The sequence below is a fragment of the Streptomyces camponoticapitis genome (assembly GCF_014646115.1).
Classification (GTDB): domain Bacteria; phylum Actinomycetota; class Actinomycetes; order Streptomycetales; family Streptomycetaceae; genus Streptomyces; species Streptomyces camponoticapitis.
The window spans coordinates 581,065-598,364 of record NZ_BMMV01000001.1 but is presented as its reverse complement, the minus strand read 5'-3'; the positions used below and the strand labels follow the sequence as shown (position 1 = coordinate 598,364).

At 71.5% G+C, this 17,300-nt stretch carries 17 protein-coding genes and 1 pseudogene; 11 read left to right on the top strand and 7 right to left on the bottom strand.

Annotation, left to right across the window (positions count from 1 at the left end):
- Positions 1-23: 23 nt before the first annotated feature.
- The gene (locus tag IEY79_RS02600; RefSeq protein ID WP_189105569.1) at positions 24-425 is read right to left on the bottom strand and encodes a CBS domain-containing protein; all 402 of its coding nucleotides are present in this window, start codon (positions 423-425) and stop codon (positions 24-26) included.
- A 326-nt stretch (positions 426-751) separates the two neighbouring features.
- A complete protein-coding gene (gene hisN / locus IEY79_RS02595; protein ID WP_189105568.1) occupies positions 752-1,552 on the bottom strand; it encodes a histidinol-phosphatase in 801 nt (266 codons plus the stop codon).
- A 133-nt stretch (positions 1,553-1,685) separates the two neighbouring features.
- Here hisN and IEY79_RS02590 point away from each other — a divergent pair.
- A pseudogene (locus tag IEY79_RS02590) lies at positions 1,686-2,147 on the top strand (TetR/AcrR family transcriptional regulator); the annotation flags it as partial.
- Between the two features lie 421 nt (positions 2,148-2,568).
- Here IEY79_RS02590 and IEY79_RS02585 read toward each other — a convergent pair.
- The 4 genes from IEY79_RS02585 to IEY79_RS02570 form a co-directional block, all read right to left on the bottom strand.
- Positions 2,569-2,895 (bottom strand): DMT family transporter, encoded by a 327-nt coding sequence (locus tag IEY79_RS02585; RefSeq protein ID WP_189105567.1) that lies wholly within the window; start codon positions 2,893-2,895, stop codon positions 2,569-2,571.
- A gap of 123 nt (positions 2,896-3,018) precedes the next feature.
- Entirely contained in the window at positions 3,019-4,029 is a 1,011-nt protein-coding gene (rsgA, locus tag IEY79_RS02580; RefSeq protein ID WP_189105566.1) for a ribosome small subunit-dependent GTPase A, read from the bottom strand.
- A 4-nt stretch (positions 4,030-4,033) separates the two neighbouring features.
- Positions 4,034-5,410 carry a 3-phosphoshikimate 1-carboxyvinyltransferase gene (gene aroA, locus IEY79_RS02575; protein ID WP_189105565.1) on the bottom strand — a complete coding sequence of 459 codons (1,377 nt, stop codon included), beginning with the start codon at positions 5,408-5,410 and terminating at the stop codon, positions 4,034-4,036.
- A 119-nt stretch (positions 5,411-5,529) separates the two neighbouring features.
- The gene (locus IEY79_RS02570) at positions 5,530-6,267 is read right to left on the bottom strand and encodes a M50 family metallopeptidase (protein WP_189105564.1); all 738 of its coding nucleotides are present in this window, start codon (positions 6,265-6,267) and stop codon (positions 5,530-5,532) included.
- Positions 6,268-6,615: 348 nt separating this feature from the next.
- Between IEY79_RS02570 and IEY79_RS02565 the strand changes: the two genes are divergently transcribed.
- From IEY79_RS02565 to IEY79_RS02520, 10 genes are all read left to right on the top strand, one after another.
- Positions 6,616-7,131 (top strand): lytic polysaccharide monooxygenase auxiliary activity family 9 protein, encoded by a 516-nt coding sequence (locus tag IEY79_RS02565; protein WP_189105563.1) that lies wholly within the window; start codon positions 6,616-6,618, stop codon positions 7,129-7,131.
- A 195-nt stretch (positions 7,132-7,326) separates the two neighbouring features.
- Positions 7,327-8,142 carry an SOS response-associated peptidase gene (locus IEY79_RS02560; RefSeq protein WP_189105562.1) on the top strand — a complete coding sequence of 272 codons (816 nt, stop codon included), beginning with the start codon at positions 7,327-7,329 and terminating at the stop codon, positions 8,140-8,142.
- Between the two features lie 152 nt (positions 8,143-8,294).
- Positions 8,295-8,981 carry an alpha/beta hydrolase family protein gene (locus tag IEY79_RS02555; RefSeq protein ID WP_189105561.1) on the top strand — a complete coding sequence of 229 codons (687 nt, stop codon included), beginning with the start codon at positions 8,295-8,297 and terminating at the stop codon, positions 8,979-8,981.
- 277 nt (positions 8,982-9,258) lie between these two features.
- Positions 9,259-9,918: a sigma-70 family RNA polymerase sigma factor gene (locus IEY79_RS02550; RefSeq protein WP_069627276.1), complete on the top strand. Its 660-nt coding sequence runs from the start codon at positions 9,259-9,261 to the stop codon at positions 9,916-9,918.
- Positions 9,915-10,235, top strand: coding sequence for a mycothiol system anti-sigma-R factor (gene rsrA / locus IEY79_RS02545; protein ID WP_189105560.1), 321 nt, complete (start codon positions 9,915-9,917; stop codon positions 10,233-10,235). Before IEY79_RS02550 ends, rsrA begins: the two co-directional genes overlap by 4 nt.
- A 230-nt stretch (positions 10,236-10,465) precedes the next feature.
- Complete coding sequence (locus IEY79_RS02540) at positions 10,466-12,019, top strand: HD-GYP domain-containing protein (RefSeq protein WP_189105559.1); 1,554 nt, start codon at positions 10,466-10,468, stop codon at positions 12,017-12,019.
- Positions 12,016-13,323, top strand: coding sequence for an HD domain-containing protein (locus tag IEY79_RS02535; RefSeq protein ID WP_189105558.1), 1,308 nt, complete (start codon positions 12,016-12,018; stop codon positions 13,321-13,323). The genes IEY79_RS02540 and IEY79_RS02535 overlap by 4 nt, the downstream gene beginning before the upstream one ends.
- Positions 13,324-13,427: 104 nt before the next feature.
- Complete coding sequence (locus tag IEY79_RS02530; RefSeq protein ID WP_189105636.1) at positions 13,428-14,432, top strand: tetratricopeptide repeat protein; 1,005 nt, start codon at positions 13,428-13,430, stop codon at positions 14,430-14,432.
- A gap of 178 nt (positions 14,433-14,610) precedes the next feature.
- Positions 14,611-15,306 carry a peptide deformylase gene (gene def, locus IEY79_RS02525; protein ID WP_189105557.1) on the top strand — a complete coding sequence of 232 codons (696 nt, stop codon included), beginning with the start codon at positions 14,611-14,613 and terminating at the stop codon, positions 15,304-15,306.
- Between the two features lie 238 nt (positions 15,307-15,544).
- Positions 15,545-16,282: a D-Ala-D-Ala carboxypeptidase family metallohydrolase gene (locus tag IEY79_RS02520; protein ID WP_189105556.1), complete on the top strand. Its 738-nt coding sequence runs from the start codon at positions 15,545-15,547 to the stop codon at positions 16,280-16,282.
- 35 nt (positions 16,283-16,317) lie between these two features.
- Here the strand turns inward: IEY79_RS02520 and IEY79_RS02515 are convergent, their stop codons facing one another.
- Complete coding sequence (locus IEY79_RS02515; RefSeq protein WP_189105555.1) at positions 16,318-17,280, bottom strand: GlxA family transcriptional regulator; 963 nt, start codon at positions 17,278-17,280, stop codon at positions 16,318-16,320.
- Between the last annotated feature and the right edge of the window lie 20 nt (positions 17,281-17,300).

Here is a 17,300-nt window from a genome sequence, read left to right as displayed (position 1 = left end):
CTGCTCCCTGATGTCTCTCCGGCTCAGCCCGTCAGCGCCGTCGGGCGGCGCCTCGCGGGCGCCCAGCAGCGGATGATGTCGCGTACGGACACGATGCCGACCGGCTCCCGGTCGTCGCAGACGATCAGATGACGGAAGCCGCCGTGCGTCATCGCCTCGGCCGCCTCCTCCAGGGTCCAGACCGGTGAGGCGTACACGACCTCCGTGGTGGTGTGCGTACCGGCGAGTTCGACGTCGGGATCCTGCCCGCCGCCGATCGAGATCAGGATGTCACGCTCGGTGAGGATCCCGAGCCCGCTGGTTTCGGTGTCGAGCACCACTGCGGCGCCGACCCGGCGTGCCGCCATCAGCTGAGCGGACTGGCGGAGTGTATGGGTGGGCCCGATGGTGAGGACCACCGTGCTCATGGCGTCACGGACGAGCATGGATGGAGCCACCTCCTCGGTGAACCGGTCTCTCTGCTGGAGAACGGATTCACAAGTTCACAAGTGGGGGGACTTTCAGAGTGACACCGGCACGCTCCGTCAACAAGGGGGCGGGCGGAGCAACGTACCCGGCGCGCGGTGATCAGAGACGCGCGCCCCGGGTGCCCCAAGGGCTCCACGTCCCCCGAATGGCCCATCGCCCCGAGAATTAATTTCCCGGACGGCGTCGGCGATGCCCGGGCGAGGCCGCGCGCCGACAGCACCGACCTGAATCGCGCGACGTGAATCGCGCGGCGTGGATCGCGCCGGACCGAGACCCGCCGCCGTCAGTAGCGCTGGTTCAGATAACCGAGCAGCTCCTCGTGCAGCACCCCGTTCGACGCCGCCGCGTTGCCGCTGTGCGGTCCGGAACGCCCGTCCAGGCCCGTGAACCGGCCCCCCGCCTCCTGCACGATGATCGCCGGCGCCGCCATGTCCCACAGCGAGAGCTCCGGCTCCGCGCACATGTCCACCGCCCCCTCGGCGACCATCATGTACGGCCAGAAATCGCCGTACCCGCGCGTACGCCAGCAGGCCCGCGTCAGATCCAGGAAGCCGTCGAGGCGGCCCTGCTCCTCCCAGCCCTTCAGTGAGGAGTGCGCGAACGAGGCGTCCCCCACCCGCGAGACCTTCGAGACCCGCAGCCGGGTCGCCGACGACAGGCTGCGGCCCGAGTAGGCGCCGCCGCCCTTCGCCGCCCACCAGCGGCGTGCCAGCGCGGGCGCGGAGACCACGCCGACCACCGGCTCGTAGCCGCCCTCGCCCGCGACCATCAGGGAGATCAGCGTGGCCCAGACGGGTACGCCGCGTACGTAGTTCTTGGTGCCGTCGATCGGGTCGATCACCCAGCGCCGCGGACCTGTGCCCTCGATGCCGTACTCCTCGCCCAGCACCGCGTCCCGCGGCCTGGCGCGCTGGAGATTGCCGCGGATCAGCTCCTCGGCCGACTTGTCGGCCTCACTCACCGGGGTCATGTCCGGTTTGGTCTCGACCTTCAGGTCGAGAGCCTTGAACCGGTCCATCGTCGCGGCGTCGGCGGCGTCCGCGAGGACATGGGCGAGTCGCAGATCATCGTGGTAATCGGGCATGGTCGTCACAGTATCGACAGCGTCCAAGATCGGGCTACGGCCGATCGGCAGCCGGACCGGCTCCGGGTCCTCTTGACAGCGCGCGAGGCTGCGTCAACTCTGAGTGCGGAGCCGAACGGCCCGGGAGGCACCTATGCCTACAGCGCGTGAAGCCCTACTCAATGCCGCTCTTTCGGCGCTCACGGACCAGTCCTGGTCCGCCGTCAGGATGGTCGACGTCGCGTCGGCCGCCGGGGTCTCGCGGCAGACCCTGTACAACGAGTTCGGCAGCAAGGACGGTCTCGCCCGCGCCCTGGTACGGCGGGAGGCCGACCTCTATCTGCACGGCGTCGAGCGGTTGCTGACCGAGCCGGCCGACCCCGTGGACCGGCTGGTGTCGGTGGCCGAGTGGACGGTCGCCGAGGCGCGCTCCAGGCCCCTGCTGCGGGCCCTGCTCACCGACTGCTGGACCGACCGTCATCCGGCGCCCCGTCCCGTACGCCCCGCTGCCCCGCCGGGCGGCGCGCCCGCGCAACGCCGCGCGGACGCCGGACCTCCCGCGCCGGCGGATCTGGTGGCCGCGGTACGGAACCGGGCCGTGGCCGCGCTGGATCCGGGGCGGCCGGACCGCCGGGGCCGTACGGAGCCGGGCGGGCCGGCGCGCAGCGAACCGCTCCGGGTGCAGGCGGGCCGGGTGCAGCGGGCGCGCGTCGAGCAGGCGCGGGCGGAACAGGCGCGTGCCGAGCGGGGGCGTACGGCGCAGCACCGCAGACCGGAGCACGCGCGGCCGGATCAGCTCCGGCCGGATCAGCTCCGGCCCGAACAGGCCCGGTCCGAACAGGCCCGGTTCGAGGACGGCCGCCCCGCCGCCCCGCTCCGTGCCCCCGAGCCCCATCTCCGTACGAAGGACGACTCCGCCGAGCTCGCCTTCCGGTGCGAACTGGCCGTCCGGCTCGCCCTCGCGCATGTCGTCGCGCCGGACGGCGAGCCCGTCGGGCGGCTGGTGCGCGCAGCCGTCGCCGGCTCCGTCGCGGGGGTCAGTGCTGGGACGAGCCCGAGAGCTGGAGGCCGATGACGCCGATGATGACCAGCGAGATCGAGACGATCTTCAGTGTGGAGACCAGGTCGTCGAGGAAGACCATCCCGTAGATCGCCGTGCCGGCCGCGCCGATGCCCGTCCACACCGCGTACGCCGGTCCTACGTCGAGCTTCTTGAGGGAGAGCGTCAGCAGACCGAAGCTGGCGAGTGCGAAAACCGCGAAGGCGATCGTCGGCCAGAGCCGGGTGAATCCGTGGGAGAGCTTGAGACAGACGGCGAAGCCCGTCTCCAGCAGCCCTGCGACCACGACCAGCAGCCACGCCATCGTTAGTGCCTCCCGCTCGGTGACCGCGTCGTTCGTCAGCCTTTGGCGACCCTTGCTAGACCTTGCCAAGACGTGGTGAGTTTATGCACTCGCCAAGGCTCGCGAGAGGCAAACATGGCGGGATCAGTCGCCCTCGCGTCGTTCCCGGGTCGAGAGCAGACGGCGCAGTGAGTCGAGCCTCGACGGGTCCGCGTGCCCCTCGGCCACCCACGCGTCGAGCGCGCAGTCCGGTTCGTCGTGGCCGCACCCGCGTGGGCAGTTCTCCGTCCCCGGGACCAGGTCCGGGAAGGCCAGGATGACGCGCGACGGATCGACGTGGTTGAGACCGAAGGAACGGATGCCCGGAGTGTCGATGACCCAGCCGTCCGCCTTCTCCAGCGGCAGTGCGAGCGCGGACGTCGTGGTGTGCCTGCCGCGCCCGGTGACCGCGTTGACCAGGCCGGTCGTCCGCCGGCGGTCATCCGGTACGAGCGCGTTGACCAGGGTCGTCTTGCCGACGCCGGAGTGCCCGACGAACGCGGTCATACGGCCCGCGAGGTATTCGCGTACGCGGTCGGCCGCCTCTCCCGTCTCCAGTTCGTCCCGTCGTGTGACGACGTATCGGATACCCAACGGCCGGTAGGTGTCCAGGAGTTCGTCCGCCGACGCCAGGTCGGACTTCGTGAGGATCAGCAGTGGTTCGAGGCCCGCGTCGAACGCCGCGACCAGACAGCGGTCGATCAGCCGGGGCCGCGGCTCGGGGTCGGCGAGGGCGGTCACCACCGCGAGCTGGTCGGCGTTGGCGACGATCACGCGCTCGTACGGGTCGTCGTCGTCCGCCGTGCGCCTCAGTACGGAGCGTCGCTTCTCGATCCGTACGATGCGCGCCAGCGTGTCCTTCTTGCCGCTGAGGTCCCCGACGATCCACACCTGGTCGCCCACCACGGCGGCCTTGCGGCCCAGCTCCCGTGCCTTCATCGCCAGGACGACGGTCTCGCCCACCAGACAGGTGAGCCGACCGCGGTCGACGGTGAGCACCATTCCCTCGGCCGCGTCCTCGTGCTTGGGGCGGATGTTGGTGCGCGGTCGGTTGCCCTTGGGGTTGGGGCGGGAGCGGATGTCGTCCTCGTCCGGGTTCTTGCCGTAGCGGCGCATCGCGTCAGGCTCCCGCTCCCGCGAGCATCTCGGTCCACATGCGCGGGAAATCGGGCAGCGTCTTGGAAGTTGTCGCGACGTTCTCGATCTCGACACCGGGGACGACGAGGCCGATGATCGAGCCGGCCGTGGCCATGCGGTGGTCGTCGTACGTGTGGAAGACACCGCTGTGCAGGGGGCGCGGGCGGATGTGGAGGCCGTCGGCGGTCTCGGTGACGTCGCCGCCGAGCTCGTTGATCTCCTTGGTGAGGGCGGCCAGCCGGTCCGTCTCGTGGAGCCGCAGATGGGCGACGCCGCGCAGGGTGGACGGGCCGTCGGCGAGCGCCGCGACGGCGGCGATGCCGGGGGTCAGTTCGCCGACCTCGCTCAGGTCGAGGTCGATGCCGTGGATCCGGCCGGAGCCGGTGAAGTTGAGCCCCCGCGCGGTCAGTTCGCAGGAACCGCCCATTTCGGTGAAGATCCGGCGCAGCGCGTCACCGGGCTGCGTGGTGCGGGTGGGCCAGTCCCGCACGGTCACCCGGCCGCCGGTCACGAGGGCGGCGGCGAGGAACGGCTGGGCGTTGGAGAGGTCCGGCTCGACGGTCAGATCGCGGCCGAGCACCGCGCTGGGGGAGACCCGCCAGACGTTCGGCTCGCCGCCCGTCTCCGGTTCGTCGACCTGGGCGCCGACACCGCGCAGCATGTCGACGGTCATGCGGATGTGCGGCAGCGACGGGAGGGTGGCGCCCACGTGCCGTACCTCGACGCCTTGGTTGAAGCGGGGGGCGGAGAGCAGCAGCGCGGAGACGAACTGGGACGACGCCGAGGCGTCGATCTCGACGGTGCCGCCGTCCAGCGCGCCCCCGCCGTGGACGGTCAGCGGGAGCGATCCGCGCCCCTCGTCGTCGATGCGGGCGCCGAGGGCGCGCAGCGCGTCGATGACGCCGTGGAGCGGGCGTACGTAGGAGCGGGGGTCGCCGTCGAAGTGGATGGGGCCGTCGGCGAGGGTCGCGACGGGCGGCAGGAAGCGCATGACCGTGCCGGCGTTGCCGACGTCGACCGTGGCCGGGCCGTGCAGACCGTTGGGGAAGATCCGCCAGGCCTCGCCGGTGAACGACGGGCTGCCCGCGCCGCGTGCGGGGGTCATGGAGCCCGCGGCGACCGAGCTGGAGGAGACCGTCTCCTCGATGCCGACGCCCATCGCGCGCAGGGCGTCCGCCATCAGGAGGGTGTCGCGGGAGCGCAGGGGCCGGCGCAGCCAGCCGGGTTCGGCGGCGAGCGCGGCGAGGACGAGGCCGCGGTTCGTGACCGATTTCGAACCGGGCACGGTGACCGTCGCTTCGACGGCCCCGCTCGCGTAAGGGGCGGGCCAGAGGGCAGGGTGCACGGCGCTTTCGGTCATGGCCTTTACTTTAATGGCTGCACAACGACCGCGATCCCGATCAAATGCGTTGAAATCGGGGCGTAATACGAAGGTGGTATGGGGCGCCCGGCCGGTTCGCGAGGGACTCCGTGCCCGTCCTACAGGCCCAGCAGCCAGGTCCCTCCGCCGATCAGCGAGCACAGCGAGACGGCGTGGAAGAGGAACAGCCACATCGCGGGCGGTACATGTGTCAGGCGTGCGAGCTGGTCGGCGTCGGAGTCGGGTGCGCCGCCGTGCCGCCGCTTGGCCTGGAGCTCGAAGGCCGGCCGTACGCCGCCGAGGAGCAGGAACCAGACAGCGGCGTACGCGAACGCGGCCTGCACGGTGGGACTCGTCAACCAGGAGATCAGCAGGAAGGCCGCACCCGTCACGATGACGGTGAGCGCCCCGTACGCGTTGCGGATCATGACCAGCATCACCAGCAGCAGCGCGGTGGCCAGCCAGAGCAGCAGCGTGATGTGGTGCGCGGTGAGCAGCCAGGCTCCGCCGAGGCCCAGCAGCGACGGCGCCGTGTAGCCGGCGGCCGCGGTGAGGATCATGCCGATGCCGGTGGGCCTGCCGCGGCTGACGGTGAGGCCCGAGGTGTCGGAGTGCAGCCGGATGCCGTCGAGCTTGCGGCCGGTGAGGAGGGCGACGAGGCCGTGCCCGCCCTCGTGGGCGATGGTGACGGCGTTGCGGGACAGCCGCCAGAGGGGCCGCGGTCCGACGGCGACGAGCGCGACGGCGGCGGTCACGATCACCAGCCAGTCCTCGGGGACGGGCTGGGTGCCGAAGACGCGATCCCACAGATCGGTTATCGAGGGGGTCGCGAGGGTGCTGGAGTCGGTGCTGATCATCGCTGGGGCGGCTCCTTAGGAGGGTGTGCGTCGTCGCAGTGTGGCACCTGCGTGCGGAGCCGGGACCCCGCACAGCGGACAGAGGCATTCAAGCCACCTGCGGTCAAGGGCAGTTCAAGTCTTGACGACACCCGAGAGCGGCTGCCATGGTCTAGACCTAGTAGAACATTCGAGTACTGGTAAGCCCGCGACAGCGCTCCACCGGACCGTCACCGGACCTCTATGGCTGTCGATGCAACTGTTCGTGCACCTTCGCGAGTTCCCCACACGCAGTGAGTCCTCAACGGGCCCCGGCTGCCCGCGTCTCCGGGCGTCGGTCCCGTCGGGCGTCACCACGAAGGAGTTGTCATGCACAAGAAAACTCGTCTGGCCCTCGTCCTGAGCGCGGCGGTCGCGCCGATCATCGCCGTCACTCTCCCCGCCCCGGCCGCTTCCGCACACGGCTGGATCAACTCGCCCGCCAGCCGGCAGGACCAGTGCAAGACCGGCGTCGTCTCCTGCGGCGAGATCAAGTGGGAGCCGCAGAGCGTCGAGGGCCCGAAGGGCCTGAAGAGCTGTAACGGTGGGCTCGCCAGGTTCTCCGACCTGAACGACGACAACAAGGGCTGGCGGCGCTCCAACGTCGGCGTCAACCAGACGTTCAACTGGACGCTGACGGCGCGGCACCGCACGACGACCTGGCAGTACTTCGTCGGCAACACCAAGGTCGCCGAGTTCAACGACGGCGGTGCCACCCCCGGCGCCACCGTGAGCCACAACGTCAACTTCGGCAGCATCCGCGGCAACCAGAAGGTCCTGGCCGTCTGGAACATCGCCGACACGCCGATGGCGTTCTACTCCTGCATCGACGTCAACATCCGTTGATCCACGCGGAGTTGATCTGACATGTGTCCCTGTCGGGGCCGGGGTCCTCCCTGGCCCCGACAGGCGTTCCGGGCCGTGGGGAACGCGCTCCGCGGGCAGTGATCCACTCGGACGGCGGACGATCTGCGAGGGTTGGTGGCGTGTCGGTAGCCTGACCCGGCGCGAGCGCGTCAGCAGGTCGAGGGGTGGTTGAGCATGTGCGGTCGGTACGCGGCGAGCCGGAAGCCGGAGGATCTCGTCGGTCTCTTCGAGGTCGAGAGGTGGGAGCCGGAAGAGGCCCTTGCCGCCGACTGGAACGTGGCACCTACCAAAGAGGTGTACGTGGTCCTGGAGCGCCCGGTGAAGGGCGCCGACGATCCCGCCCCCGTACGACAGCTCCGCACGCTCAGGTGGGGGCTCGTGCCCTCCTGGTCCAAGACGCCCGAGGGCGGCGCCCGGATGATCAACGCACGTGCGGAGACCGTGCACGAGAAGCCGTCCTTCCGGCGTCCCTTCACCTCCCGGCGCTGTCTGATTCCCGCCGACGGCTACTACGAGTGGGTCACCGCCCCCGAGGAACGGGAGCTGGAGGAGAAGGGCAGGAAGAAGCGGCCCCGCAAGCAGCCGTACTTCGTCACCCCGGCCGATGGTTCGGTCATGGCCATGGCCGGTCTGTACGAGTTCTGGCGCGACAAGACCCTGCCCGACGACCATCCGAACGCCTGGTGGGTGACCTGCTCGGTCATCACGACCGAGGCGGAGACCGGCCCGCTCGGTGTGGCCCCCGCCGAGGGACCGTCCTCGCTCGCCGACATCCACCCCCGGATGCCGCTGATGCTGACGCCCGACCGGTGGGACGCCTGGCTCGATCCGGCCCGTACGGACCTCGACGACCTGCGTGAGCTGCTGGCCCCGCCGCCGGAGGGGCTGATGCGGGCCTATCCGGTGGCGACGGCGGTCAGCAACGTAAGGAACAACGGTCCGGAGCTGCTGGAGGAGCTGGCCGCGCCCGAGGAGAGCACCCTCTTCTGACCGAGGGGAGCACCCTCTTCCGAGCCCGAGGGGAGCACCCTCCCCCGAGCCCGAGGGGAGCACCCTCCCCCGAGCCCGAGGGGAGCACCCTCCTCCGAGTGCCCGGCCGTGAGAAGCGGGGCCGGGGGCCTGCCCGATGTGATCCTGGTGTCATGCAGAGCGAGATCGTCGACACCCCCGCGGGCGACGCCCGTATCACCTGGCACCCTCCTGAGAAGGGGACCACCGCCAAGATGGGGACCGAGGCGCGCCTCGTCCTCGCCGTCGGCCACGGCGCGGGCGGCGGCATCGAGGCGCGGGACCTCCAGGCGCTCGCCGCCGCCCTCCCCCCGCTCGGGGTGACCGTGGCCCTGGTCGAGCAGCCCTGGCGGGTGGCCGGGAAGAAGCTCGCGCCCGCGCCGAAGACCCTCGACACCGGCTGGCGGGCACTCTGGCCGGCGCTCGCGAGGCCCGGCCTGCCCGTCGTCGCGGGCGGGCGCAGCGCCGGGGCGCGGGTGGCCTGCCGTACGGCGCGGGAGCTGGGCGCCCACGCCGTACTGGCGCTGAGCTTCCCGTTGCACCCGCCGGGCAGGCCCGAGAAGACCCGCGCCGACGAACTGCTCGGTGCCGGGGTGCCGACCCTCGTCGTCCAGGGCGGGAACGACCCCTTCGGGAAGCCCGGGGAGTTCCCCGCACAGCTCCCGGACGTGGCTCCCGAGAGCGGTTACGAGCTGATCGAGGTGCCGTACGGAGACCACTCCTTCAACGTTCCCAAGCGGGCCACGCTCAGCCAGGAGGAGGCACTGGCCGTGATCACCGACGGCGTCGGGAAGTGGATCCGGTCACAGTCGGCCCGCTGACAGAGCGTGTTCGACCACCCGGGAATGTGCAGTGGGCGACGGCTGTTGTGCGAGATGTCGGTACACAGATCCTGGAAAGGGAGTCCGTCGCATGGGTTCGACCATCTGCCCCGCCCGGTCGCACGCCACCGAAGTGGAGTGGACGGTGCTTTCTTCACCCAGGACCGCGCCAGTCCGGTCGTCGGCCGAGGCGGCCACGAAGCCCGCCCCGGCACAAGGTCGACTATTCTCCGATTCGAGTGGGTCCGCCTTCGGGCCTGCCACAGCGTTGGAGGAGGTGGGTCCGGTCACTGGGACCGACACAGGGACCGACGACGGCCACAGGGAAGAGTCCGCCGCCGAGCGCAACGCCCGATTCGAGCGGGACGCACTCGGCTATCTCGACCAGATGTACTCGGCCGCCCTGCGCATGACGCGCAACCCGGCCGATGCCGAGGATCTCGTGCAGGAGACCTACGCCAAGGCGTACGGCTCCTTCCACCAATTCCGTGAGGGCACCAACCTCAAGGCGTGGATGTACCGCATCCTCACCAACACCTTCATCAACTCGTACCGCAAGAAGCAGCGTGAGCCCCAGCGCAGCGCCGCCGAGGAGATCGAGGACTGGCAGCTTGCGCGCGCCGAGTCGCACATGTCGACCGGTCTGCGCTCCGCGGAGTCCCAGGCGCTCGACCACCTTCCCGACTCCGACGTGAAGGAAGCGCTCCAGGCGATCCCCGAGGAGTTCCGCATCGCGGTTTATCTCGCCGATGTAGAGGGCTTTGCGTACAAGGAGATCGCGGACATCATGGGGACACCCATCGGTACGGTGATGTCGCGACTGCACCGTGGCCGGCGTCAACTGCGCGGCATGCTTGAGGACTACGCCCGCGAGCGCGGGCTTGCCCCGGCCGGCGCCGGAGAGTCGTCGGACGATCGGAAAGGCTCGGGCTCATGAGTTGCGGAGAGCCGCACGAGACGGATTGCTCAGAGGTTCTTGACCACCTCTACGAGTATCTCGACCGGGAGATGCCGGACAAGGACTGCACGAAGTTCGAGGAGCACTTCGACGAGTGCTCGCCGTGTCTGGAGAAGTACGGACTCGAACAGGCCGTGAAGAAGCTGGTCAAGCGGTGCTGCGGACATGACGACGTCCCCACCGACCTGCGCGCCAAGGTGATGGGTCGTATCGACCTCATCCGGGCCGGCCACACCGTGCCCGAGCGGGACGTGACCGCCGTCGACACGGACCGGACGGCCACCGCCGGCGAGTAGCCGGGCCCTCGCCGCGCTCGCCGAGCGGCCCTCTGCGGGGCCGCTCGCTCGCAGCGGAAGTACGCCTTCGGGGCGCGCCGCGCATATCGCGGCGCGCCCCGCGTGCGTTTACGTGCGCATCACCCGAAGGTGCTAATCGTCTCCCTCGGCCCGTGAGCCGTTACCCAACTCGCTAGCCTGACCCTTTGTTTCGGGCCGGTGCCAATTGGTGGGGGCGGGGTGAAGGCGCGGTGAAGGCCATTCCGGGAGCGGCGCGTGTGTACATCTGCTGCGCCGTGGCGGCCGCGCTCGCGTGCGTGCTTCCCGTGTTCACCCTGCCCGCGTTACGCCCCTTCTCCGCGGCCGGCCCGGACAGTCTCTGGCCCGCCGTCCTGCTGCTGGGCACGCTGTACGCGCTCTGCGAGGCCCCCGCCCGCCGGCGCTTCCTCGGGAGGCCGGTACGCGTCTCGGTGCCCGTCGTCGCCGGATCGTTCTTCCCTGTACTGCTCGCCGCGGCCTTCCTGCTGCCGCCCGCCGCGGCGGCGCTCGTGGCTGTTCCGGGCGGGCTCGGCGGCCGGGTGACGCAGCGGCCGGCCGGGGTCCGCCGCGTGTGGCGCGCCGCGCAGCTCGCCATCGCCACCTGGGCCGCCTCCCTGGCCCACCGGCTCCTCGCCGGTCCGGCCGCGCTCGGCGGCACCGGGCGCCCCGGCCACGACACCCCCGGTGTCCCCGACTTCCCGTACGCGCTGCTGCCCGCGGGGGGCGGGGCGCTCGCCTTCTGCCTGGTCCTGAGCGCGCTCGACGGCGGCATCTTCGTGACCGCCGAACGGCAGTCCGTCCGCACGGCCTGGCGCGGCCTGCTGCCGCGCTCGCTCGCGCCGTACGGTGCGCACGCCCTGGCCGGGCTGATGATGGCCGTGCTCTGGCGCAGCCCGTACGGCCCGCTCTCCGCGCTCTTCGTACTGCTGCCGGTGTACATCTCCTGCTGGGTCTTCGCGCAGTACCACCGCGAGCGCGCCGCGCACCAGGCGACCATCAGGGCACTCGTACAGGCCGTCGACATCAAGGACCGGTACACCCGCGGCCACAGCGAACGCGTCGGGCGGGCGTCCGCCATGATCGCCGGTGAGCTGGGGATGGACCACGAGCGCCTTGAGGTCCTCCGGTTCGCCGGAATCCTGCACGACGTGGGCAAGCTCGGCGTCCCCACGCGCGTGCTGCGCAAGGACGGCCCGCTGACCCCGGAGGAGCGGCGCGTCATCGAGCTGCACCCCGAGTACGGCCACGAGATCGTGCGCGGCATCGGTTTCCTCGGGGAGGCCCGGCTGGCGATCCTGCACCACCACGAACGGCTCGACGGCAGCGGCTATCCGTACGGCCTGGCGGGCGCGGAGATCCCCGAGTTCGCGCGGGTCGTCGCCGTCGCGGACGCCTTCGACGCGATGACGTCCACCCGGTCCTACCGGCGGGCGCGGCCCGTCGCGACGGCGCTGGCGGAGCTGCGGCGGTGCGCGGGCACCCAGTTCGACCCGCGGATGGTGGGGGCGCTCGTCAGCGCGCTGGACCGGTACGGCTGGCAGACGGCTGTCACCTCCGACGAGACGCACGCCGTACCGGACGAGCACCGGGAGCCGTCGGACCCGTCCCCGAAGACGCACGCCGTGGCAGCGGCGGCGCTGCTTTCCGTCCCCCCGGCGAGCGGGGCCACCGCCGCTCGCGAAAACGTCCCGCCATCCCGTCCGCGGGACGGCTCCCGTACGACACCGGCCTCCGACCGCCCGGGCCTTCCCGGCGGCGCCGGATGACCGCCGCGCACGCCCCCGCCGGCCCCCACGCCGGCCCCGCTCGCTCCTCCCTCGCCCTCCTCGCCGTCCACGGCGCCGCCCTCACACTCACCGGGCTCGGCCTGTGGTCCACCCTCTGGCACGGACTCACCGAGCCGCGCAACGCCCTCGCCTTCGGCGTCCTCGTCGCCATCGGTGAGCTCGTCCGCCGGGGCGCCGCCCTCCCCGGCGAGCGCGAGCCCGCGCCCCTCGGGGCCGCCGGAGCCCTCGCGTACGCCATGCTCGGGCAGAGCGCGGGCCGCCCCGTGGAGCACGGGGTGCTCCAGACCGTCGCCGTCGTCGTCGCGGCGGTCCTCGTCGGAGCCGTACCGCATCTCGCGCGGGGGCGCGGCCCCGCGCTCGACCACGTGACCCGCCGCGTGCTGACCGTCGCCTTCGCGGCCGTCTGCTTCCAGCCGCTCGTCGCCTCGGGCGAGTTGGGCAAACGGGTCGGCGAAGGCCCGTACTACGCCCTCCTGCTCCTCCTCCTACTGATCCTGACCGCCCTGTGCGACGCGGTCCTCGCCGCGCTGATGCTGCGCGCCCGCACCCACCATCCGTACGGTCCGCTGCTCCGCGACGAACTGCGCGCCCTCATCGGCATCGGCTCCGCCGTCTGCGCGACCGGTGCGGTGATGGCCCTCGGCGTCGCCGTGGCCGGGCTCTGGGCCCTGCCCGTCTTCTGCGTGCCGCTGCTGCTGACGCAGCTCTCGTTCCGGCGCTACGCGGCGGTCCGTACGACCTACGGGCAGACCATCGCCTCGCTCGCCCGCGCCACCGAGATCGCCGGATACACCCGCCACGGCCATGCCCACAGGGTCGCCGAGCTCAGCCGCGCCGTCGGCCGCGAGCTGGGGCTCTCCGGGGCGGAGCTGACCGTCCTGGAGTACGCGGCGCTGATGCACGACATCGGCCAGTTGTCGCTCGTCGACCCCGTGCCCGACGGCGCGACCGCCCTCCTGCCGGTCGCCGAGCAACGGCGGATCGCCCTGCTCGGCGGGGCCGTCGTACGCCAGACCGGGGTCCCGACGGCGGTCGCCGTCGTCGTGGAGCGGCAGGCCGATCCGTACCGCGAACAACCTCTCCCGGCCCGGATCGTCCGCGCCGTCAACGCGTACGACGATTTCGCCGGTGCGGGCCCGGGGAGCCCGGGAGGGGCGACGGGGCCGCTCAGCGCCCTGGAGCGGCTGCGCCTCGGCACCGGCCACGACTACCAGCCCGAGGTGGTGGAATCTCTGGCGCGCGTCCTGTCGCGCGGTGGTCTGACCCCTGGTCCCGCTGGGTAACCCATGGGTAAGGAGCGAGCGTCCGACCGGGCATGGTTGGATGCGAAGAGGAGTCCAAGAGGGTGTCCGGGGGCACAGACCCGAGCGACCGGCAGGCGGGAATCGTGAAGATCTTCGGGAAGGTACGGCATCGGCCCTCCGCCTCGTGGCGGCAGGCCACCGACCGCGCGTTCACGCTGATCGGCGACGGACGGTACGAGGACGCGGGCGCGCTGCTCACCCGGGCGGCGGATCTGGAGCCCTGGCTCTCCGAGTCCTGGTTCAACCTGGCCCTTCTGCACAAGTTCCGGCACGACTGGGAGCAGGCGCGGGCCGCCGGGCTGCGCGCCGTCGCGCTGCTCGACAAGGAGGCCGGGGCACCCGACTGGTGGAACGTGGGCATCGCGGCCACCGCGCTGCAGGACTGGCCGCTGGCCCGGCGGGCCTGGCAGGCGTACGGCCTCAAGGTCCCCGGCAATCAGTACACGGCCGCCGCGACCGGTGAGCCGGTCGGCATGGAGCTGGGCAGCGCGGCCGTCCGGCTCTCGCCCGAGGGCGAGGCCGAGGTCGTCTGGGGCCGAAGGCTCGACCCGGCCAGGATCGAGATCCTCTCTATCCCGCTGCCGTCCTCGGGGCGCCGCTGGGGCGAGGTCGTCCTGCACGACGGCGTGCCGAACGGCGAACGCACGACCGCGGCCGGTTCGAACGGCTCCGAGCGGGCCTTCCCGGTCTTCGACGAGATCGAGCTCTGGGCGCCGTCTCCCGTGCCGACCTGGGTGGTGCTGCTGGAAGCGGCGACCGAGTCCGACCGGGACGCCCTGGAGCGGCTCGCGGCCGACGCGGGCTTCGCCGCCGAGGACTGGTCGTCCTCCGTACGGCTGCTCTGCCGGGCCTGCTCGGAGAGCCGGATGCCGAGCGCCGAGGGCGACGGCGAGCACCTGGACCCGCACGACCACAGCGAGCCGGGACATCCCGGGCCGCTCGGTCACCGCACGGAGGGCGAGCTGTGGGTGCCCGAGCGCGAGTGCGGAATAGCCGCGCCCCCCGGACTGGTCCGCGGTCTGCTCGACGGCTGGGTCGCCGACAGCCCGGACACACGGGAGTGGCGGGACCTCGAAGAGGTCTGCTGACTCGGAATCCGCCGGCTCGCGCACGCGGGCGGCAGGGGTGGCGAGGGGAGTGGGGGCCGGTTCTCGGGCATCGAGCCGACGACGCGACCACGGGCCGTAGGCTGTACGGGCACATCGCGCGGGCAGCAGGCAGCGGTGTACAGGCAGCAGCGGGTACCGAGGAAGGCGTACTGCGGACATGGCGCAGCAGGAGACGGACCAGATGACCGAGGGCGGGACCTCCCAGGCGGAGCGGGGGGACGGGTTCGTCGCGGGCGGCGAGGGGATTGTCGACGACGAGGGTTTCCTCGTCGACTCCACGGACGCGGAGGCGCGTGAGCTGGCGTACCGCGAGCGCGGCACGTCGCGGCCGATCACCGTCGTGGGCAATCCGGTCCTGCACAAGGAGTGCGCGGACGTCACCGAGTTCGACGACAAGCTCGCCGCGCTCGTCGACGACATGTTCGCCAGCCAGCGGACGGCGGAGGGTGTGGGCCTGGCCGCCAACCAGATCGGCGTGGACCTGAAGGTCTTCGTCTACGACTGCCCCGACGACGACGGGGTGCGGCACGTCGGCGTCGTGTGCAACCCGGTGCTGGACGAACTCCCGCCCGAGGACCGCAATCTGGAGGACGGCAACGAGGGCTGCCTCTCCGTGCCGACGGCGTACGCGGAGCTCGCGCGGCCCGACTACGCGGTGGTGCGGGGCCAGGACGTCCAGGGCAAGCCGATCAAGGTGCGCGGCACCGGCTACTTCGCGCGCTGCCTCCAGCACGAGACGGATCATCTGTACGGATACCTGTACATCGACCGGCTCTCGAAGCGCGACCGCAAGGACGCGCTGCGGCAGATGGAAGAGGGCACACCGCGCTACGAGGTCGTGCCGAACGCCTGAGTGCGCGAAGTCCGCGCGTGGCGGCGGACGCCCGGCGGGCGACAGCCCCTGAGTGGCCTCTGAGCGGCCCCGTTCCCGGTCTCCGGGAGCGGGGCCGTCGACGTCGTGGTGGACAGCGGGTGAAGTGTGGGCCCCGGCGCCATTGGTCCGACAAATGACCCTGGTCGGCACCCGGTTGACGCGCGTCAACCCTTCCGCCACGCTCTGCCGTACATCTCGCCTTGAATCTGGAGACCCGATGTTGCGACGTACCGCAAGACTTCTGCTCAGCCTTGTCATGACCCTGTCCTTCGCGGTGGCCGGGGCGGTCGTCACCGCCGGCCCCGCGCAGGCCGACGGCTGCTACACCTGGTCCGGCACCCTCTCCCAAGGCTCCAGCGGCGCCGCTGTGAGCCAGCTCCAGATCCGCGTGGCAGGCCACGTGGGCAGCGCCGCCCCGCTCGTCATCGACGGCGAGTTCGGACCGGCGACCGCCGCCGCGGTCAAGCGCTTCCAGTCCGCGTACGGACTGGCGTCCGACGGCATCGCGGGCCAGAACACCTTCAACAAGATCTACGAGCTCCAGGACAACGACTGCACGCCGATCCACTTCACCTACGCCGAGCTGAACACCTGCAACTCCACCTGGGCCGGCGGCGCGGTGAGCGCGGCGACCGCCAAGTCCAACGCCCTGCGCACCATGTGGAAGCTGGAGGCGATGCGGCACGCGATGGGTGACCAGCCGCTCCGTGTCACCAGCGGATTCCGCTCGACCGCGTGCAACGCGGCGGTCGGCGGAGCGAGCAACAGCCGCCATCTGTACGGTGACGCCGCCGACATCGGGTCCGGACCGCACACCCTGTGCAGCCTGGCCCAGAACGCGCGCAACCACGGCTTCAACGGGATTCTCGGCCCGGGGTACCCGGACCACAACGACCACGCCCACGTCGACCACCGCTCGGGCCGCTTCTGGTCCGCGCCGAGCTGCGGTGTCTGACGTTCTCCAGGCGTTCTCGTACGTTCCCGGGGGCCTCACGCGACGCGCGTGGGGCCCCTGAACGTACGCCGGTACGCGTTCGGGGTCGTCCCGAGCGTGCGCATGAAGTGGTGGCGCAGGCCCGCCGCGTTCCCGAAGCCGGACCGGCCGGCTATCGCGTCGACCGTCTCGGCCGTCCCCTCCAGCAACTCCTGTGCCAGCAGGACGCGCTGTCGCAGCAGCCAGCGGTACGGAGTGGTCCCCGTCTCCTGCTGGAACCGGCGCGCGAAGGTGCGGGGCGACATATGGGCGCGCTCCGCGAGCTGTTCGACGGTCATCTCGCGGTCCAGATGCCGCTCCATCCAGGCCAGGACCCCGCCGACCGTGTCGCACGCGGTGGGCAGCGGGCGCTCGATGAACTGCGCCTGCCCGCCGTCGCGGTGCGGCGGCACCACCATGCGCCGCGCGATCGCGTTGGCGACCTCGGGGCCGTGCTCCTGGCGTACGACATGGAGGCAGGCGTCGATGCCCGCGGCCGTACCGGCGGAGGTGACCACCGGGCCGTCGTCCACGTACAGCACGTCGGCCTGCACGTCGGCCAGTGGATACGCCTCCGCCAGCTCGGCGGAGTGCATCCAGTGGGTGGCACAGCGGCGCCCGTCGAGCAGCCCGGCGGCGCCCAGGGTGAACACGCCCGCGCAGACGCTGAGCACCCGGGCGCCCCGGTGTACGGCCCGGCGCAGCGCGTCCAGCAGCTCCGGCGGGTAGTCCCGGACGACGTAGGTGTCCCCGGCCGGCACGCAGATCAGATCGGCCGACTCCAGCCGGTCGAGCCCGTACAGGTCGGAGATGGTGAACCCGGCGTGCGTACGCAGGACGGGGCCCTCGGCCGAGACGACGGCGAAGTCGTAGACGGGCAGACCCTGCGCGCTGCGGTCAAGGCCGAATACCTCGCAGAGCACGCCGAGTTCGAAGGGGTGCACGCCGTCGAGCAGGACGACGGCCACGTTCTTCAGCATGGCATCAGTGTGGCAGTAAT